Origin of the sequence: Mucilaginibacter mali, from assembly GCF_013283875.1 — a bacterium.
Classification (GTDB): domain Bacteria; phylum Bacteroidota; class Bacteroidia; order Sphingobacteriales; family Sphingobacteriaceae; genus Mucilaginibacter; species Mucilaginibacter mali.
In genome coordinates this window covers 5,310,927-5,328,422 of record NZ_CP054139.1, presented here as the reverse complement: position 1 = coordinate 5,328,422, position 17,496 = coordinate 5,310,927, and the positions used below count along the sequence as shown (strand labels likewise).

The window sequence follows — 17,496 nt, the reverse complement described above, 5'->3', positions numbered from 1 at the left end:
TTGTAACAGGTCCGGTACGGGTATTTACTCACCCGGTCGTGGCTCCGCCCGACCACCCTCTCTCGCCTTTGGCGAAAGAGGGAACAGATTAACGAATTATTGCTTCAGCCCTCTTTTCGCGAAGCGAAGAGCGGGCTGACCAGCGAAGCGTAGTCGGGGGTGAGTATACACGTTATGCCTGTACACATAAAAATTAAACAGTTTGAAAATACTGTAACCAGTTATGAAAAAATTATTCCTGTTGGATGGTATGGCCCTGATCTACCGGGCGCATTTCGCTTTAAGTAAAACCCCGCGTTTTACGTCGAACGGCTTAAATACATCGGCCGTAATGGGCTTTACCAATACGCTGCTTGATGTGTTGAAGAAGGAAAACCCTACCCATATGGCAGTGGTTTTTGATACCGATGCGCCAACCGAACGCCATATAGAATTCGAAAACTATAAAGCCCAACGGGAATCGATGCCCGAAGACCTGGCCAAAGCGCTGCCTTATATTTTTAAAGTGGTGCTGGGCTTCAATATCCCGCTGATCACTTCCGACGGTTATGAGGCCGACGACATCATCGGTACCCTGGCCAAAAAAGCCGAAAAGCAAGGCTACCAGGTTTATTGCATGACCCCCGATAAAGATTTCGCGCAGTTGGTGTCCGAAAATATCTTCATTTACAAACCGGCCCGTATGGGTAACGATATGGAGATACTGGGCGTGAAAGAAGTGCTGGAGAAATGGGAGATTGAAAAGGTTGAACAAGTGATAGATATCCTTGGCCTTTGGGGCGACGCGGTGGACAATATCCCCGGCATCCCCGGCATCGGCGAGAAAACAGCTAAGGCGCTCATTAAGCAATATGGTTCGATGGAGAACATCATTGCCAACAGTCATGAACTGAAAGGTAAACAGCGCGAAAACGTGGAGAACTTTGCCGAGCAGGGCTTGCTATCGAAAAAACTGGCTACCATTAACCTGAACGCCCCCGTTGAACTGGACGAGGCCGGCCTTGAAATGTGCGCCCCAAGCAAAGACCTGCTGGAGCCGCTTTTTGCCGAACTCGAATTCCGTACACTGGGTCGCCGCGTGTTTGGCGATGATTTCAGCGTAACCGAAATTAAATCGGTAGGCATACAAACCGACCTGTTCGGCGCCCCGGTTGCCGAAGGCCGCACTACCATGACGGTTGAACTGACCGACATAGCCGAAGTGCCAACCTTAGCGGCTAAGAATATCAACAACACCCCGCACGAATATCATTTGGCAGATACTGCCGAAAAACGCGCCGACCTGGTGGCCTTGCTTAGTAAGCAAACACATATCTGTTTTGATACCGAGACCACCGGTACCGATGCCAACAATTGCGAACTGGTGGGCCTGTCATTCGCCATTAAGCCAGGGGAAGGCTGGTATGTGCCTGTTCCCGCAGATCAGGTGCTTACCCAAAGCATTGTTGATGAGTTTAAGGCCCTGCTGGAAAACCCGGCTATCGCCAAAACCGGGCAAAACATCAAGTACGATATCATGATACTGAAATGGTATAATGTAGATGTGCTGGGGCAGTTGTTTGATACCATGATGGCGCACTACATCATCGACCCGGATACCCGCCATAATATGGATATCCTTTCGGAAAATTACCTGGGTTATTCGCCGGTTTCCATTACCGAACTCATTGGCCCCAAAGGCAAAAACCAGGGCACCATGCGCGATGTGGAACTGGAGAAGATAAAAGAGTACGCCGCCGAAGATGCCGACATCACCCTGCAACTGAAGGATGTATTTGAGAAGAAGATAAAAGAGGTAGAATCGGAAAAACTGATCAACGAGGTAGAGCATCCGCTGATCTACGTTTTGGCCGATATGGAATACGAGGGCGTGCGCATTGACCGCGAAGCGCTGAAAGATTTCTCGAAAGAACTGGAGACCGATATTGTTAAACTGGAAAAAACGGTTTACGAAAAAGCGGGGGTCCGCTTCAACATCGCATCGCCAAAGCAATTGGGCGAGGTGTTATTCGAGAAATTACTGCTTGATCCAAAAGCCAAAAAAACCAAGACCGGCCAATACCAAACCGGCGAGGACGTACTATTGGCCCTGGCCAATAAGAGCGACATTGTGCGCGATATCCTGGATTTCAGGCAGCTGCAAAAGCTAAAATCGACTTATGTTGATGCCCTGCCGCTGATGATAAACCATAAGACAGGCCGCGTGCATACCAGCTACAATCAGGCCGTGGCGGCCACCGGGCGATTAAGCTCCAACAATCCCAACCTGCAAAATATCCCCATCCGTACCGAACGCGGCCGCGAGGTGCGCAAGGCTTTTATCCCAAGGGACGAGAACCACATCCTGGTATCGGCGGATTACTCGCAGATAGAACTGCGCATTATTGCCGAGATCAGTAAGGACGAGAATATGCGCAAGGCTTTTATCGATAACCTGGATATCCACACCGCTACCGCTGCCAACGTATACGGCGTAGCATTAGACCAGGTGGATAGCACCATGCGCCGCAACGCCAAGGCCGTTAACTTCGGTATCATTTACGGGCAATCGGCCTTTGGGCTTTCGCAAAGCCTGGGTATCCCACGTAAGGAAGCTGCCGATATCATCGAACAATATTTTGTGCAATTCCCCGGTATTAAGAACTACATGGCCGATACCATGAACTTTGCCCGCGAGAACGGCTACGTATGTACCCTGATGGGCCGCCGTCGTTACCTGCGCGATATCAATTCGGCTAATATGACGGTGCGTGGCTTTGCCGAACGAAACGCCATCAATGCCCCCATACAAGGTTCGGCGGCAGATATGATCAAAATAGCCATGATCAATATTCACCGCGAACTGAAAGCCCAGAACATGGATGCCCGCATGACCATGCAGGTGCATGACGAGTTGGTGTTCGACGTGCCGCACCACGAGGTGGAAAAAATAAAGCCGATCATCGAACACCACATGAAAAACGCTATCAAAACCGAAGTACCGATAATGGTAGAAATAGGTACCGGCGTAAACTGGCTGGAAGCGCATTAAGCCGAAGCCCCCCAGCCCCCTAAGGGGGAGCAGGTGTGCAAGTGTGCGGATGTGCAGATATGCACATGAAAAGCCCGGCCTTGAGCGATTCCCTCCCACGGGGAGGGTGTAGGGAGGGGTTTAGCCATATTTACACAATAACAAAAAGAGGCACTCAATAGGTGCCTCTTTCTGTTTATCCATAATACTTAATCTCTCGGTGGCCTTGTTTGGCGTTGTTGTTCCTGTTGTTGTTTTTGCTGCTCCTGCTGGCGTTGCTGCTCGGCCTGTTGGCGGCGTTGCTGCTCTTGTTGCTGACGCTGTTGATCTTGCTGTTGGCGACGCTGCTGATCGTCCTGCTGACGGCGTTGCTGTTCTTGCTGCTGCCTTTGCTGCTCCATCTGTTGCTGACGGGCTTGCTGTTGCTGTTGTTGTGCCTGCTGTTGCGCTTGTTGCTGCCTTTGCTGATCCATTTGTTGCTGGCGGGCTTGCTGCTGCTGTTGGCGTTGTTGCTCCATCTGCTGTTGGCGCGCCTGGTCTTGCTGTTGACGGCGTTGCTGATCGTCCTGCTGCTGGCGTTGCTGCGCTTGCTGCTGCCTTTGCTGCTCCATCTGTTGCTGACGGGCCTGGCGTTGCTGCTCATATTGCTGATGGCGCTGCTGATCGGCCTGTTGCTGTTGCGCTTGCTGCTGGCGTTGTTGCTCTGCCTGTTGCTGACGGGCCTGGTCGGCTTGCTGTTGTTGCTGATCTACAGGCGGGCGTTGACGGCGTTGCTGGTCATCCTGCTGACGGCGCTGTTGGTTTTGCTCCTGCTGCTGGCGTTGTTGCTCCATTTGCTGCTGGCGTTGCTGCTGATCCTGCTGTTGCCTTTGCTGCGCCTGTTGCTGGCGCTGCTGCTCGGCTTGTTGGGCCTGCTGTGTACGTTGTTGCTGCTCCATCATTTGTTGCCGGCGCTGCTGATCGTCGGGCGTTACCGGTGGACGACGGCGTTGCTGATCATCCTGATGGCGACGCTGCTGCTGATCGTTTTGCTGCTGACGTTGCTGATCGTTCATGGTCGGCTGGCCGGGGCGGTTAACCGGCGTAGGCTGCCTGTCGGTACGTGGCTGATCGGGACGGCCCTGGCGGTTATCGTTAGGCTGGCCCGGAGGCACAACGCCGGGATTGCCGGGACGGTTATCCCCCCTGTTGCCGCGATTATCGCGGGCGGGGTTGCCGGGGCGGTTGTTGTTCTCGCGTACTATCCTGTTATCGGCCGGGGCGGTGCGGGCAAAGTTAGCTAAGCGCGAAGCGTTCTCGTGGTTAATACGTGCCGAACCACGCTGACCGGCAATACGATCGTTAGGGTTAGCCTGGCGATAGGCATTAGCATCCACCACCCTTGCCGGGCGGGCATCGGGTACACGCTGTACGGCTGGGCGGTAAATATTAACCGTATTATTTTGCACACGGGTTACGCCGGGGCGCCTGTCGTTATTGATATTATAAACCGGTACCCTGTTGTGGGTGTAGCGTTGTATATCGGCAGGGCGCGGGCCCGATACGTAACGGTTGCCCCGGTTAACATACGTATTGTTAATAATGGTGGTGTTATGTATAATGTTCACCACGCGGGTACGGGGCACATAGTAATTATATATGCGCGGACTATTGATATAAGCGTATGGCGCAAAACTCCAGTAAAAATCGGGCACGTAATAGCCACTACCGAAGGACAGGTCGATACTGATGCCCGGCCTTAGCGGTGCCCAGCCGTAATAACCGCCACCACTGCGCCAGCTTACCCAGGCCGGTCCCCACTCGTAATCAGGGATCCATTCCCAGCCATAATAATCATCATAGCGCCAGCGGCCGTAGTGAAACGGCGCCCAGCCCCACTCGTAGTCGGATACCCAGGTGTTGCCGTAGGTGGTCATTGCCCAGTGCCCATTGGTGGCGTAGGGGCGAAAATCCTCCTGAACATCTGGCACCCATACGTTTCCGTATTCGGGGTCGTCTATCCAGATACCGTAGGGCGAAAGCTCATCGTAAAAAGTTTGGAACGAGATCTCGCCCCCGTACTGCGCACTCGACTTTTGGGGCGAGGCCAGCATGAAGAATAAGGCCAACACGGCCGCTCCCCATATTTTATTTAGTGTTTTCATGATTTTGTTTCTCTGTGTCGTTTCCTCTATTGTTAAAGGTTTGACTTATGATACGACAAAATGTTTAATCAAATTGTTTTTATGACCGGCGGATATGCCCTGCACTTGTCCGGATTTGCAAATCTTATCATAAAAAAATTTCCGGTTTTAGATTTTAACCACAGAGGACACAGAGGTTTGCACAGAGGGCACAGAGCCGGCTGCTTCATGATAGTTTTGCTTTGAATATGCAGGTTTAATACATAAAAGAACAGGGTACCGGCTCCATGCAGATAAAAAAAGGTATCAAAAACCGATAATAAAAGGCTGTTTTTCCTTTGGATTTCGTTTGATTTTTCATCGATTTTCCAGCGCTGTACGAAATTTTCGTTTGCAGGATAGTACAATAGAAAGCTAAATTGTGGCGACAGGCTGATACAATATACAAAAATTTGGTGGGATATGCAAGAGGGGGGCGCGTCATTAGGTCATCTGCCGCGCTGTTATTTGCTTCTCGTCATTGAGGTAATTAAATACGCCGCCGCTTCTCCGGCAGCTAAGCAAAACTTCGGCAGATACGCAAGTAAAAAGGGTAAAAACACCTGTATCCGCGCGCTTTGGTGGCTGTAGCTTAGCATAAAAAAATCGTAAAACTTAATCACCATCATTATCATGAAAAAATTAAAATTATTAGTAGTCGTGCTGACAATGTGTGTATCTGCCTTCGCACAGGATGAAAAACAAAAGATCCTTAATTCGCTGGCATCTACCGTATACGATACGGAAACCACCATTTTTGGCGAACACGGTAACGAGAAACGCACCTTCGCGGTATTGCGTACCAAAACGCTGATCGTAAAAAATCAAACCGAAATTGTTAACCCCCGTGGCGAGGATTTTGCCGTGATCATTGTGTGCGATGAGATCATCGCCGCTAAAAAATCAAAAATACGCTCGGCAAGTAATATAGTGGTTATTGCCAATAAGGGTACCGGCATTATCGATATCGAGAACACCGGCGGCCGGGAAGGCAAAGCGGCAACCGACTGGAACGAAGCCGCGCAGGCCATAACCCAGGCCGCCGGCAATGGCAAAAATGGCAGTAACGGGCGCAGTGCCGGTATGAAAGTTTCAATAAAAGGTGTTAAGAAATGGTCGGCCGATGCTGGCGGTAACGGGGGAAACGGGGCCGATGGCAGCAAAGGCAATAATGGCAATAAAGGCGCGAACGGCGAAAACGGCAGGGATGCAGGCTCGGTAAGCTTTATTTGCAAAGCATTTGGCGAAACTACCGAGGTTTACCTGAACGCCATAGGCGGCAAAGGCGGCAATGGCGGGCTTGGGCAGGTTGGCGGCAACGGGCAGCAGGGCGGTATTGGCGGTAACGGCGGACGGGGTGGAGAAGGCAAAACCGGCCTCGGCAACCCTAAAGACGGCGGTAATGGCGGGCGCGGCGGCAACGGTGGTGATGGCGGTAACGGCGGCGATGGTGGCAATGGCGGCGACGGCGGTAACGGCGGACTGGTGAAGCTATGGTCGTTAAGGGCAAATGCTACCCCACTGTTATACGTGGTAAACAATTTGGGTGGCCAGGAAGGCGAACCCGGCCTGGGCGCAGATGGCGGGCAAGCCGGTAAAGGCGGCCAGCCAGGCGCGGGCGGACGTGGCGGCAGCGGTGCACCTTTTACAGGTGTGGCCGGCCGTGGCGATGGCGGCCCTCCGGGACAGGCAGGCAATGTGGGTAAACATGGCAATATCGGTGCCCCGGGTGCTAAGGGAAAAAGAGGCAAGATATTGATAGAAGAAACCAATACCTATTTAAAAGTAGACGAGAACGAGATCACTGAAATTATCAGGGGCGTAATTTCTTCGGCTGCTATTTAAGAGATCGTATTTGCGCTTAACCTATGCGGGTACGCCGGCTTAATAAGGGCCATGTGTACCCGTTTTTGTTTGGGTAAAAACCTTGAGTGTTCGGAATAGTTAAAAAATGTACTTGTCATTATGAGTAATATAATCCCGGTGGCCTCTAATGGTTTTTATGACATGCCGATGAAAGCCCCCTCTAAATCTCCCCCAAAGGGGGAGACTTTGGAACCCTCTCCGCTGGAGAGGGCAGGGTGAGGCTTCAGCGGAAAAACAAACATGTCATGGGTAACGTAGTGAAGAACTATCTCTTGAGCGATAGCGAAAAATCTACCGCCAGTGCTTACGGATTGGTTATTGGATCTGCACGCGAGAGACCCATTTGCTATCGCTCAGGGTGACAAACTACTATTTCAAACACTCAAGCGTAACGACCGTAAAAAACGGTGGCCCCGGGCGATTTCATTTTCGGTGATGATTTTTTATATTAGTGATGATTTTCACCTGTCGCAATTCTGTAAACCATGCAAGTATTTTTAAAGGCCAAACACTGGCAATTGTTTCTGCTCACAACGGCTGTCCCGTTTTTGTTTCAAATGATGTTAATGGCCAGCGTGTTTGGCAGTATGATAGCCGGGGGCAACCCCACCGGCATGTTTAGCTATCTTAGGTATTACCCGCTTATCGGGCTGCTCATCATGGCCGTTATGTTTGGCTGGTTTTGGGCCATTGGTGTAGGCTTGCAAAGCAAAATTCCCGACGGCGCTAAACTTAACCTCAAATGGTTCAGGATCTGCTTTTGGTATGGCGTAGTGTATATGCCCGTGTTCTGCGGGTTTATATGTATAATGATGCTCGATTTTTTTACACACCCGGCACAGGTACCCTTTGGCATAGGCGGATTGTTTTTCCTGATGATGCCTTTTCATTTCCTGGCTACGTTTGCCCTTTTTTACTGCATGTATATGGTTGCCAAAACCATTAAAACAGTAGAGCTGCAAAGGCCGGTAGGCTTTGGCGAATTTGCCGCGGAATTTTTTATGGTATGGTTCCACTTTATTGGCGTATGGATGCTACAGCCAAGAATAAACGATATGATAAAACCCGGCTACCAACCGCCCATACCGCCATGGATGCGGCAGGGTACCGGTAATTTGTAATGATGGCCATTTATGGCGTTGGTCATTTCGCTGCACTGGCATTAGTCATTGGAGGATTGTGATATACACACCGCATAAATGACATACCCCTCCGCTCCTTTCGAAAGTAATAGCCCAGATTAGACAGTTCCCTCCTTGAGGAGGGGTGTGCCGGGCTTGTGTAGTGGTAGGGATTGCAGCGGATACCGGCCCCGCGCTTAAGGCCTGCAGGCGTATGAGCGGAAAGCCCGGCCGCAGGCAACGCCACAATGGTTAATATTAATGAATTGTTGACCGCGAATGCTTATGATGGCGAAACCCCATCCGGCCAATGCACCCTTCAACAAGCCCGGGGTAACAACCGCTTATGGCTACCGCAAGCCTTTTAACCTAAAAATGCTGATAACTGGTGTGCAAGGTTTCCGGGAAAAAGATTAACAAAATTTGTTTTAAACTTCAACTTTATATTGCTAATTATACGTTGAGAATACACCCGTTTATTTTCTCCCTAATTTACCGGATATCTAATGACTGTAAAATCAATCCCGTTAGCTGCGCTTGCCTTTTGCCTGTTGTATTGCTCTCCCTTAAAAGCGCAGTTTAAAAAAGCCGACAGCTTAAAACAGGTGATTGGCCAAATGCCCAACGATACGGTTAAGGTAAACGCCATGAAGCAGCTGATTATTGAGTACATTGATAAACGGAACGATGAAGCAATTGCCCTTGCTGCAAAACAACTGGCGCTGGCAAAAAAACTACATTACGATAAGGGCCAGGCCATAGCCTGGCGTTTAATGGGCGTGGCGTACGAAGCCAGCGGCGATATGCAAAATGGTATTGAAAGCGCGTTAAAGTCTCTTAAAATATTTGAAAAGATGGGCGATGAGGCTGGCGTTGCCGGCTCGTATAACAATATTGGTGTAGTTTACCTTGATGAAAACCAAACTGCCCAGGCGCTGGATTATTTTAAAAAGGCCCTTGATATTTACGGCAAAATGAAGCACCACGAAGAAAACGTGTGGCGGGGCAATATGAATATAGGGCGCATATACGAAAAGCAAAAACAGGATACGCTGGCCTTAAAGTTTTATATGCAATCGCTGGCGGTTAGCGAAACCCTTAAACAAAACCAGCTTACGTTTAAATCCAACTCGCTTTACCACGTTAGCGGCATTTACTTTTACCGTAAACAATATGCCGATACCCGGAAATGGTTAACGCAGGCTATAAACATCGTATCGAATGCTGATGAAGCAGAGTTCCCGCACCTTTCAGAAATGTACCTGCTGCTTAGCAAACTAAACATCGCCCAAAAACAATACAACGCCGCGTTAACTGCTGCGCAAAAGGGCCTTAGCATTGGCAAAAAGTATAATTATAAAGCCTTACTGCCCGATAACTATTTGCAAATGGCAAAAGTGTATGCTGCAATTGGCAATTACAGCAGCGCATACAATTACCAAACCCTGTACACCCAATTAAAGGACAGTATTGTTAATGCCGATAACGTAAAGGCTGTTGAAAAGCTGCAATACAATTACAAATTGCAGAAAAAAGAAGATGTAAACGTTGCCCTGCTTAAAGATAAAAAGCTGAACCAAGTGCAGATCCTGCTTCAAAAAACCACCATCCAGCGGCAGTATGCCATGGGTTGTTTAATTGGGGTAGCCTTGCTGTCGGCGGTTATTTTAATGGTGTTTTATTATCGCAACCTACAGATAAAAAAGAAAGATAACGAATTGCTTATTGCCAGCCGGCAGGAGGTCTTGCAGCAAAACCTGGAAATTACCGAGCAACACGAGGAAATTATTAGCCAGAACGAACAGCTGGAACAAATAAACGCCACTAAAGACAAGCTGTTCTCGATCATCTCGCACGATCTGCGGTCGCCGGTGCTTACCCTGCAGGATACGCTCACCCTGTTTAACAGCGAACTGCTAACGCGCGAGGAGATCACCTCCATATCGGCAGAATTACTGGCAAACGTAACTGGTACGTCGGCGCTGCTGGATAATGTGTTGTACTGGGCCAAAAGCCAGATGGAGGGCATTAGCCTTAACAAGGTGGCCTTCGATATCCAGGCCCTCATCAGCTCAAACCTGCACAGTTTTAGCAAACAGGCCGCCAACAAGCATATTAAACTGGTAAACCAATACGATCAGGCTATTTTGGTGATGGCCGATATATCAACCATTGATATTGTATTGCGGAATTTAATAGCAAACGCCATAAAATTTAGCCGCGCAGGCGATAGCATCATCATTTCGGCTGTGGTGGTAGATCAGCTATTGCATTTATCGGTAACTGATACCGGCATAGGTATGAGCGATGAAGTACAGCAAAAGCTTTTTAAACCAGACGAGTATTATACCTCGTTTGGTACCGCCAACGAGAAAGGCACCGGCTTAGGCCTTAACCTGTGCCGGTATTTTGCAACCCTTAACGGTGGCAGTATTGGGGTAGAAAGCACAGTTGGTAAAGGCAGTACCTTTACCTTTACCGTTCCAATAGCGTAATACGATTGTTTGCTTCTCTGTTCCTTCGGCTGCACATTATGGCGTTGCCTCCGGCCCGGGCTTTCCGCTCATTCTACACAAGGCCTTAGCCACAGGGCCGGTATCCGCTGCAATCCCTAACGCGGGGAAATAGTGAAAAGCACACGCCGCAGGTTATGGCCATGCACACCGAATAAAGGACATACCCCTCCGCCCCTTTCGAAAGGGGAATCGCACGGGGCCCAACGCATTCGCTGTACCGGTCGCCGCTTTATTTAAAACATTTACGCCCTGCAACCGCTTAAATATTTTTTCACACCTGTGCTTTATCAAATATTAATTGGATAATTTTACTTTTTAAACTTTAAAATATGAGTACAGTAAACATTCCCCGCTTAGACCTGGACACCTATGTTAACGGCGACGCGGCCCAGCGGAAACAGTTTTCGGACGACATTGGCAAGGCTTTTAACGAGACCGGTTTCGTCACCATCACCAACCATGGCTTAAGTAAAGAACTGATAGATAATTTATATAAGCAGGTGAAAACCCTTTTCGCCCTGCCCGACGATGTAAAGTCTAAATACGAGATCCCGGGACTGGCCGGTCAGCGTGGTTATACCGGCAAGGGTAAGGAGACCGCCAAAGGCTTCAAGGTACCCGACCTGAAGGAGTTTTGGCAGATAGGCCAGACCGTTACAGATGGCGACCCTGTGAAAGATGAGTACCCGGCCAACGTGATGGTAGAGGAACTGCCCGAGTTTAACCAGGTAACTTTAGAGGTTTACCAAAAGCTGGAAACGGCCGGTAAATCTATCCTGAAAGCCATCGCTATTTATTTGGGTTTGGACGAAAACTATTTTGACAAGCATGTGCACAACGGCAACTCGATACTGCGCACACTGCACTACTTCGGTATTGAAGATCCAGATTCGCTGCCTGCCGACGCGGTACGTGCCGGCGCCCACGAAGATATTAACCTGATCACCCTGCTGATCGGTGCCAGCGCCGACGGCCTGGAACTGCTTACCCGCGAGAACACCTGGTTCCCGGTGAGTGCCCATGGCGAGGATGTGGTGGTGAACGTTGGCGATATGCTGCAGCGCCTCACCAACGGCAAATTAAAATCGACCACACACCGGGTGGTGAACCCACCGCGCGAATTGATGAAGAACTCGCGCTTCTCGGTGCCGTTCTTCCTGCACCCTAAGTCGGACATGGATCTGACCAGCCTGCCATCAACCATTGATGCCGAGCACCCGAAACAGTTCAGCGATATGACGGCGGGCGAATATTTGGATGAAAGGTTGCGGGAAATAGGGTTGAAGAAGTAAGGCGGCGAGACTCACCCGGTCGTTGCTTCGCCGACCACCCTCTCTTCGCTGCGCGGAAAGAGGGCCGGAGCAATATCGGATAACCCGATCCCCTCTTTCCGCGCAGCGAAGAGAGGGCCGACCAGCGGAGCGTAGTCGGGGTGAGTAAATAGCGCTGGAACTCTGCGCAATTCCCTCCCAGCGCAGGGAATTAGAAACAAACATAAAGGGCTTTGCGATACCGCAAAGCCCTTTATGTTTGTCCACGCATTTGTCCCCAAAATATCCCTGAAATAAATTTTAGATTATTAATTAAATTTTTTTATTTTAGTGGTATGATTAAATACACTCGCGGCTACATGTTTAAACGTTAGTGTTAAAATGTATTTTTCCCGTGGAGGAGAAGATTTAATTGTTGATTTTTGGGAAAAAGCCGTTCCGCTTAACAGCAGAACGGCTTTCTTTTTTTGGAGCCTCACCCCACCCCCTCTCCAAAGGAGAGGGGCTTAGTATTTTTAAGCCCTCCCTACTGGGGAGGGTTTGGGTGGGGCCTATTCTTTTAATGCGAATCCGCCACTGCCTTCAACTTCTTAAATGGCTGCAAATAAAGCAACGGTATCGAGAACAGCATTACCATGCCCGAGATCCAGTACGCGTCGTCGTAGGTTAACAGCATGGCCTGGCGGGTAACCATACCCTCGATGGCTTTGTAGGCCATGGTAGTGGCATCGGTTAGTGATTTGCCTTTTGCCATAAAGCCGTGCAACAACTGGTTAAAGCGATCGTTGAACAGTGGGTTGTACTGGTTGATGTTATTTAACAGGTTGCTGCGGTGAAAGCCCTGGCGGTTGTGGATAACCGTAGTCAGGATGGCGATACCGAACGAGCCGCCTAACTGGCGCATCATGTTGTTCAGGCCAGATCCTTGTCCCAGTTCAGGGCCTTTCAGATCGGCCATGGCCAGGGTGGTTAATGGCACGAATAATAAAGCCATACCCACACCACGGATCAGCAGCGGTACCAGTACATCCTTTTCGCCGGTGGCCAGCGTGCTGTGGCTCAGCATATTGGTAAACACAAAGAACAGAAACATGCCTGCGGTAGCCATAAACTGCGCCGGGATCCCTTTATTCAACATTTTACCGATGAAAGGCATCATCATAATGGTACACAAACCGCCGGGGAACAATAGTTCGCCTGTTTGCTGTGCCGAAAAGCCCAGCAGGTTTTGGCAAAATACCGGGAACACAAACACCGATCCGTACAACCCGAAACCCAGCACAAAGGATGTAAACATCCCCACTGCGAAACTCCGGTGCCGGAGGATGCTGAAGTTCACGATCGGGTGGTCGGTACTTAACTCGCGCCAGATAAACAGGATGAAGCCCAATACGGCTGCGATAGTCAGCACCAGGATATAGGTTTTGGCAAACCAATCTTCGCTTTCGCCTTTTTCCAACACGGTTTGCAAACTGCCTACGGCTATAGCCAGCAGCAGGATCCCCCACCAGTCAACCGGTTTACCCTTGGCATCCTTGGGCGTTTCCTTTATAAAAGTGTACGTACAGAAAGCCGCCAGCGCGCCAACCGGGATGTTTACGTAAAATATCCATGGCCAGGCATAGTGGTCGGTTATCCAGCCGCCAATGGTAGGCCCCACAGTTGGGCCTACTACCGCGCCTAAACCAAACAGGGCCGTAGCAGTACCGATCTGCTCGCGTGGCCAGGTCTCCAACAGGATGGCCTGCGCTGTAGATATTAAACCACCACCGGCAAGCCCCTGGATGATACGGAAGGTAACCAACTCGCCCATGGTATGCGCGTTACCGCACAAAAACGATACGATGGTAAATATAATAATGGATGCAAGAAAGTAATTCTTCCGCCCGAAACGGCTGCCCAGCCAGCCCGACATGGGCAGCACTATTACGTTTGCTACCGCGTAGCCGGTTACTACCCAGGCCACATCCTCTAAGGTTGCGCCCAGGTTACCCTGTATCTGCGGAAGCGAAACGTTAACGATAGTGGTATCGATAAGCTCCAGTAACGAAGCCACGATCACCGTAATGGTGATGATCCACTTTTTAAAGCCGGTTTCAGCCATGGTTATTAGTCTTTAGTTATTACCGAAACATTAACGCTCATACCCGGACGCAACTTCTCCATCACATCTTTAGCAGCGTTAATTTTAATTTTTACAGGTACACGCTGTACTACTTTCACAAAGTTACCTGTAGCGTTATCTGGTGGCAGTAACGAGAACTTAGCACCTGTAGCTGGCGAGAAGTTGTACACCGTACCTTCTACCTTCAGTTCAGGGTAAGCATCAACCTCTATGTTTACTTTTTGGCCGTTACGCAGTTTATCAAGCTGGGTTTCTTTAAAGTTAGCGGTGATGAAGATGCTATTATCGTTCACTACCGAGAACAGGGTTTGTCCTGCCTGTACCAGCTGACCAACTTGTATGCTCTTTTTAGAAGTGATACCACCTGCCGGCGATTTTACCGTAGTATAGCTCAGTTGCAGTTTAGCGTAATCAATATCTACCTGCTTTTGGGTAACGCCGGTGTTAATTACCGTCATTTGGCTGCGGGTAGCGCCAATTTGTTCAACCGATGCTTTGTACTGGTCCTGCGCGGCTTTGTAAGTAGCGGCGGCTACATCGCGGTCGGCTTTGGCCTGGTCAAATTGTTGCTGGGTAACGCTACCGTCTTTCACCAGGTTAGCATAGCGTGCGTAATCCTTTTCTGCTTTCTCTAAACGCGCGCCTGCCGATACCGCCTGCGCTTTAGCGCTGGCCGAATTTGCAGTTTGCGATAATACCTGCGCTTCGTTAACACCCGTGCCCGATCCTGCGCCTTGTTTGGCGGCGATGGCCTGCTCCAGTTTTACTTTGTAATCGCGGTCGTCAATTTTAACCAGTACCTGGTCTTTAGTTACGTGCTGGTTCTCTTCAAAGAAAATGCTATCTACATAGCCGCCAACGCGGGCCACTACCGGGCTGATATCGCCATCGATCTGCGCATCGTCAGTATCCTCGTGTTTGCTATAATAGATATATTCCTTAGCCCCGAATATCATGCCTCCTACCAGTAACACGCCCAAAATGATCGGGATCACTTTGTTCTTCTTTTTAGGTTCCTGCGGAGTTGTTTGTTCCTTTGCCATTGTATTAATGTGTTTGAGTTTTCGTTATTTTGTAAGTTTTCCGGTTGATTTTAGTAGGGTATAATACGCTAAACCCGCATCGGCCTTAGCCAGTTCAAGGTTTATTTGCGCCTGGTAAAGCAAGGTCTCGGCATCCGCGCGGTCTGTTGCCGATGCGATATTGCTTTGATATTTGTTTTCCAGTATCTTGTTGTTCTCGCCTGCCTGTTCAATACTGGTTTGCAGCAGTTTAATTTTGTTAACAGCGGTTTGATAATTCTGGTAGTTGCCGTTCACTTCGCGTTTAATGGCATCCAGTTGTATGTCTTTACCAATCACGGTCTGGTCGCGCTGTATGCGGGCCTCGGCCTCCTTGTTCTTGTTGGTCCATAGCGTACCGAAATTCCACGACAGGGTCAGGCCAGCGGTTATCGGTGTAATAAATTTGCCGCTTTGCGGTATTGGGTTGCCAGATACATCAACATAGTAACCACCAACACTGGCAGCCAAAGTAGGTGCCTTGTTAGCCATGATAGATTTGATATTAACCTCGGCGGCCTGTGTGCGCAGGTCAGATTGTTTCAGTTCCTGGCGGTTAGCTATTGCGGTATCAATGTAGTTTGATAGCATGCCCATCTTCCTGTCTGCTTCGTTGATCTGCGCTATGTTCAGCTGGGTGCTTTCAGGCAAGCCTAAAAGGATATCCAGGTTATAGTTAATGATCTTGCGGTTGCTTTCCAGGTCGATGCCGTTCAGTTCGATATTGGCGCGTTGCAGTTGGAAACGCAACACATCGTTCTTGGTTACTAAACCCTGCTCAAAAAAGCGCTGCGATTGTTTGATCTGCGCGTCGATTGTTTTCAGGTTTTGCTCAACAACTTTTTTGCTTTGCAGCACTTTGTAAAGGCCATAGTAAGCGTTGATCACATCGTAGCTGATCTCTTCTTTATCCTTATCCACATCCAAACGGGCAACTTTAACCAGCAGGTCGGTGCTTTCGCGGGCGTAGCGCAGGCGGTTGCCGGCAAAAATAGTTTCGCTTACCGACGCGATGCCTAAGTAGGCATTGGCCGATGATGGCAGGTGGATCGGGTCGCCGCCGCCCAGGTCAAGCGTGTGCGCCGGGATCTGCGCGCGGTTATAGGCAAAGCTGGCGCTGCCGGTGGGCAGGGCTTTATCTTTAGCCTGGTTATATTCTGAAACGGCCTGATCGATCTTCGATTGCGACATTTTCAGCGTTTTGCTGTTTTCGATACCCAGCTTTATCGCCTCATCAATAGTAATGGTGCGCTCCTGGGCCGTAGCGGCTGTAATAACGGTAGCTGCAAACAACAGGGTGGCGGCCAAAGCCTTACCCGGTATTTTAAACAGGTAGCGTTTAACGGGGTGATTATTTAGTGTATTCATATGTTTCAATTGAGTAGGTAACATTTTAATAAGTTTGTCATGTACGATTTCATCCTGGGCTTAAACTGTTCTTCCAGTATCTTATCGTCCTGTATATCGTACCCAAAAAGGGCCGATGTCATTAGCGGCATATTTACCACGTAGTTTTTGGTACCGTAAATGGTGGCGGTAACCATGTGGGTATCTATATCTTTTTTAAACTCACCGTTATCAATACCATCCTGTATGATCTTGCGAAACTCGTTTACGTTCTGCATCAGGATCTCGCGAACGCTATCGGCCAGCTCCGACCGGCGGTTCATCGTCATTTCATGGTAGATCAATTTTTGAAAGCAGTTATTCGATACGATCTTCTCGCTATACAGATCGATATACTTTACCACTTTTTGCCACTGGGTCATGGTGTTGTCGCCGCTGATGGTAACCAGCAGGTCTTTAAAACTGCTGATCTTGCGGCCAATCACTGCCAAAAACAAACCTTCCTTCGAACCGAAGTAGTAATTCAGCATGGCCATATTAACCCCGGCCTCGCCCGATATCATCCGGGTGGAAGCGCCGTCGAACCCGTGATCTGAAAATACCCGCTCGGCTACGTCCAGTATATGGTCCTTTTTGTCTATTTTATCCTTGTCCATTTTCTTTTGATGGGTCAAAATTAATCAAGCGATTGATTAACCGTATCATCCTTTTGTCATTCTATATTAACTAATTGATTATCAATGTTAAATTTTTAATCAAACGATTAATTAATGATATAATGGTATGACGTTTATATTTGTTTTTAATTTTAAACTTTTTTAAAATTTATTAATTACCGTTACCCCAGGATCAACCACATACCTGGAATACGTGAAATGCAGCGCCAGTTAAATGATCACTACCAAGTGCAATAATTTTGGCTGAAGCCACTTGCATTGCTACATTATCCGCCCCCTAAAGGGGGCGGCAATGAAGATAAAACAGCGGCGATTTTCATTGCCGTTTGGCTTTAGCCAA

Annotated in this window: 11 protein-coding genes; 6 read left to right on the top strand and 5 right to left on the bottom strand. The window is 49.1% G+C overall.

All coding sequences use genetic code 11. The features are described 5' to 3' along the window. Positions 1 to 223 precede the first annotated feature (223 nt). On the top strand, positions 224 to 3,031 hold the full coding sequence (gene polA / locus HQ865_RS22565) for a DNA polymerase I (protein WP_173417077.1): 2,808 nt from the start codon (positions 224 to 226) through the stop codon (positions 3,029 to 3,031). A 188-nt stretch (positions 3,032 to 3,219) separates the two neighbouring features. Here the strand turns inward: polA and HQ865_RS22560 are convergent, their stop codons facing one another. Then, positions 3,220 to 5,154 carry a DUF6600 domain-containing protein gene (locus HQ865_RS22560; RefSeq protein ID WP_173417076.1) on the bottom strand — a complete coding sequence of 645 codons (1,935 nt, stop codon included), beginning with the start codon at positions 5,152 to 5,154 and terminating at the stop codon, positions 3,220 to 3,222. A gap of 651 nt (positions 5,155 to 5,805) precedes the next feature. Here HQ865_RS22560 and HQ865_RS22555 point away from each other — a divergent pair. The 5 genes from HQ865_RS22555 (at position 5,806) to HQ865_RS22540 (ending at position 11,967) form a co-directional block, all read left to right on the top strand. After that, positions 5,806 to 7,017 carry a collagen-like triple helix repeat-containing protein gene (locus HQ865_RS22555; protein WP_173417075.1) on the top strand — a complete coding sequence of 404 codons (1,212 nt, stop codon included), beginning with the start codon at positions 5,806 to 5,808 and terminating at the stop codon, positions 7,015 to 7,017. Positions 7,018 to 7,523: 506 nt separating this feature from the next. Further along, positions 7,524 to 8,159, top strand: coding sequence for a hypothetical protein (locus tag HQ865_RS22550; RefSeq protein ID WP_173417074.1), 636 nt, complete (start codon positions 7,524 to 7,526; stop codon positions 8,157 to 8,159). Positions 8,160 to 8,444: 285 nt separating this feature from the next. Next, positions 8,445 to 8,576, top strand: coding sequence for a hypothetical protein (locus HQ865_RS26075; protein WP_262889705.1), 132 nt, complete (start codon positions 8,445 to 8,447; stop codon positions 8,574 to 8,576). Positions 8,577 to 8,665: 89 nt separating this feature from the next. Further along, entirely contained in the window at positions 8,666 to 10,654 is a 1,989-nt protein-coding gene (locus HQ865_RS22545; protein WP_173417073.1) for a tetratricopeptide repeat-containing sensor histidine kinase, read from the top strand. Positions 10,655 to 11,004: 350 nt separating this feature from the next. Beyond that, a complete protein-coding gene (locus HQ865_RS22540) occupies positions 11,005 to 11,967 on the top strand; it encodes an isopenicillin N synthase family dioxygenase (RefSeq protein WP_173417072.1) in 963 nt (320 codons plus the stop codon). 538 nt (positions 11,968 to 12,505) lie between these two features. On the opposite strand, the gene HQ865_RS22535 is transcribed toward HQ865_RS22540, so the two are convergent. The 4 genes from HQ865_RS22535 to HQ865_RS22520 are packed head-to-tail and all read right to left on the bottom strand — an operon-like array spanning position 12,506 to position 17,135. Further along, positions 12,506 to 14,050 carry a DHA2 family efflux MFS transporter permease subunit gene (locus HQ865_RS22535; RefSeq protein WP_173417071.1) on the bottom strand — a complete coding sequence of 515 codons (1,545 nt, stop codon included), beginning with the start codon at positions 14,048 to 14,050 and terminating at the stop codon, positions 12,506 to 12,508. 5 nt (positions 14,051 to 14,055) lie between these two features. After that, positions 14,056 to 15,114: an HlyD family secretion protein gene (locus HQ865_RS22530; protein ID WP_173417070.1), complete on the bottom strand. Its 1,059-nt coding sequence runs from the start codon at positions 15,112 to 15,114 to the stop codon at positions 14,056 to 14,058. Positions 15,115 to 15,138: 24 nt separating this feature from the next. After that, positions 15,139 to 16,500, bottom strand: coding sequence for a TolC family protein (locus HQ865_RS22525; RefSeq protein WP_173417069.1), 1,362 nt, complete (start codon positions 16,498 to 16,500; stop codon positions 15,139 to 15,141). 5 nt (positions 16,501 to 16,505) lie between these two features. Then, positions 16,506 to 17,135, bottom strand: a complete 630-nt coding sequence (locus tag HQ865_RS22520; RefSeq protein ID WP_173417068.1) for a TetR/AcrR family transcriptional regulator — start codon at positions 17,133 to 17,135, stop codon at positions 16,506 to 16,508. Between the last annotated feature and the right edge of the window lie 361 nt (positions 17,136 to 17,496).

Coding starts and splice junctions, on each gene's coding strand:
- polA (WP_173417077.1), top strand. CDS start 224: ATGAAAAAATTATTCCTGTTGGATGGTATGGCCCTGATCTACCGGGCG.
- HQ865_RS22560 (WP_173417076.1), bottom strand. CDS start 5,154: ATGAAAACACTAAATAAAATATGGGGAGCGGCCGTGTTGGCCTTATTC.
- HQ865_RS22555 (WP_173417075.1), top strand. CDS start 5,806: ATGAAAAAATTAAAATTATTAGTAGTCGTGCTGACAATGTGTGTATCT.
- HQ865_RS22550 (WP_173417074.1), top strand. CDS start 7,524: ATGCAAGTATTTTTAAAGGCCAAACACTGGCAATTGTTTCTGCTCACA.
- HQ865_RS26075 (WP_262889705.1), top strand. CDS start 8,445: ATGATGGCGAAACCCCATCCGGCCAATGCACCCTTCAACAAGCCCGGG.
- HQ865_RS22545 (WP_173417073.1), top strand. CDS start 8,666: ATGACTGTAAAATCAATCCCGTTAGCTGCGCTTGCCTTTTGCCTGTTG.
- HQ865_RS22540 (WP_173417072.1), top strand. CDS start 11,005: ATGAGTACAGTAAACATTCCCCGCTTAGACCTGGACACCTATGTTAAC.
- HQ865_RS22535 (WP_173417071.1), bottom strand. CDS start 14,050: ATGGCTGAAACCGGCTTTAAAAAGTGGATCATCACCATTACGGTGATC.
- HQ865_RS22530 (WP_173417070.1), bottom strand. CDS start 15,114: ATGGCAAAGGAACAAACAACTCCGCAGGAACCTAAAAAGAAGAACAAA.
- HQ865_RS22525 (WP_173417069.1), bottom strand. CDS start 16,500: ATGAATACACTAAATAATCACCCCGTTAAACGCTACCTGTTTAAAATA.
- HQ865_RS22520 (WP_173417068.1), bottom strand. CDS start 17,135: ATGGACAAGGATAAAATAGACAAAAAGGACCATATACTGGACGTAGCC.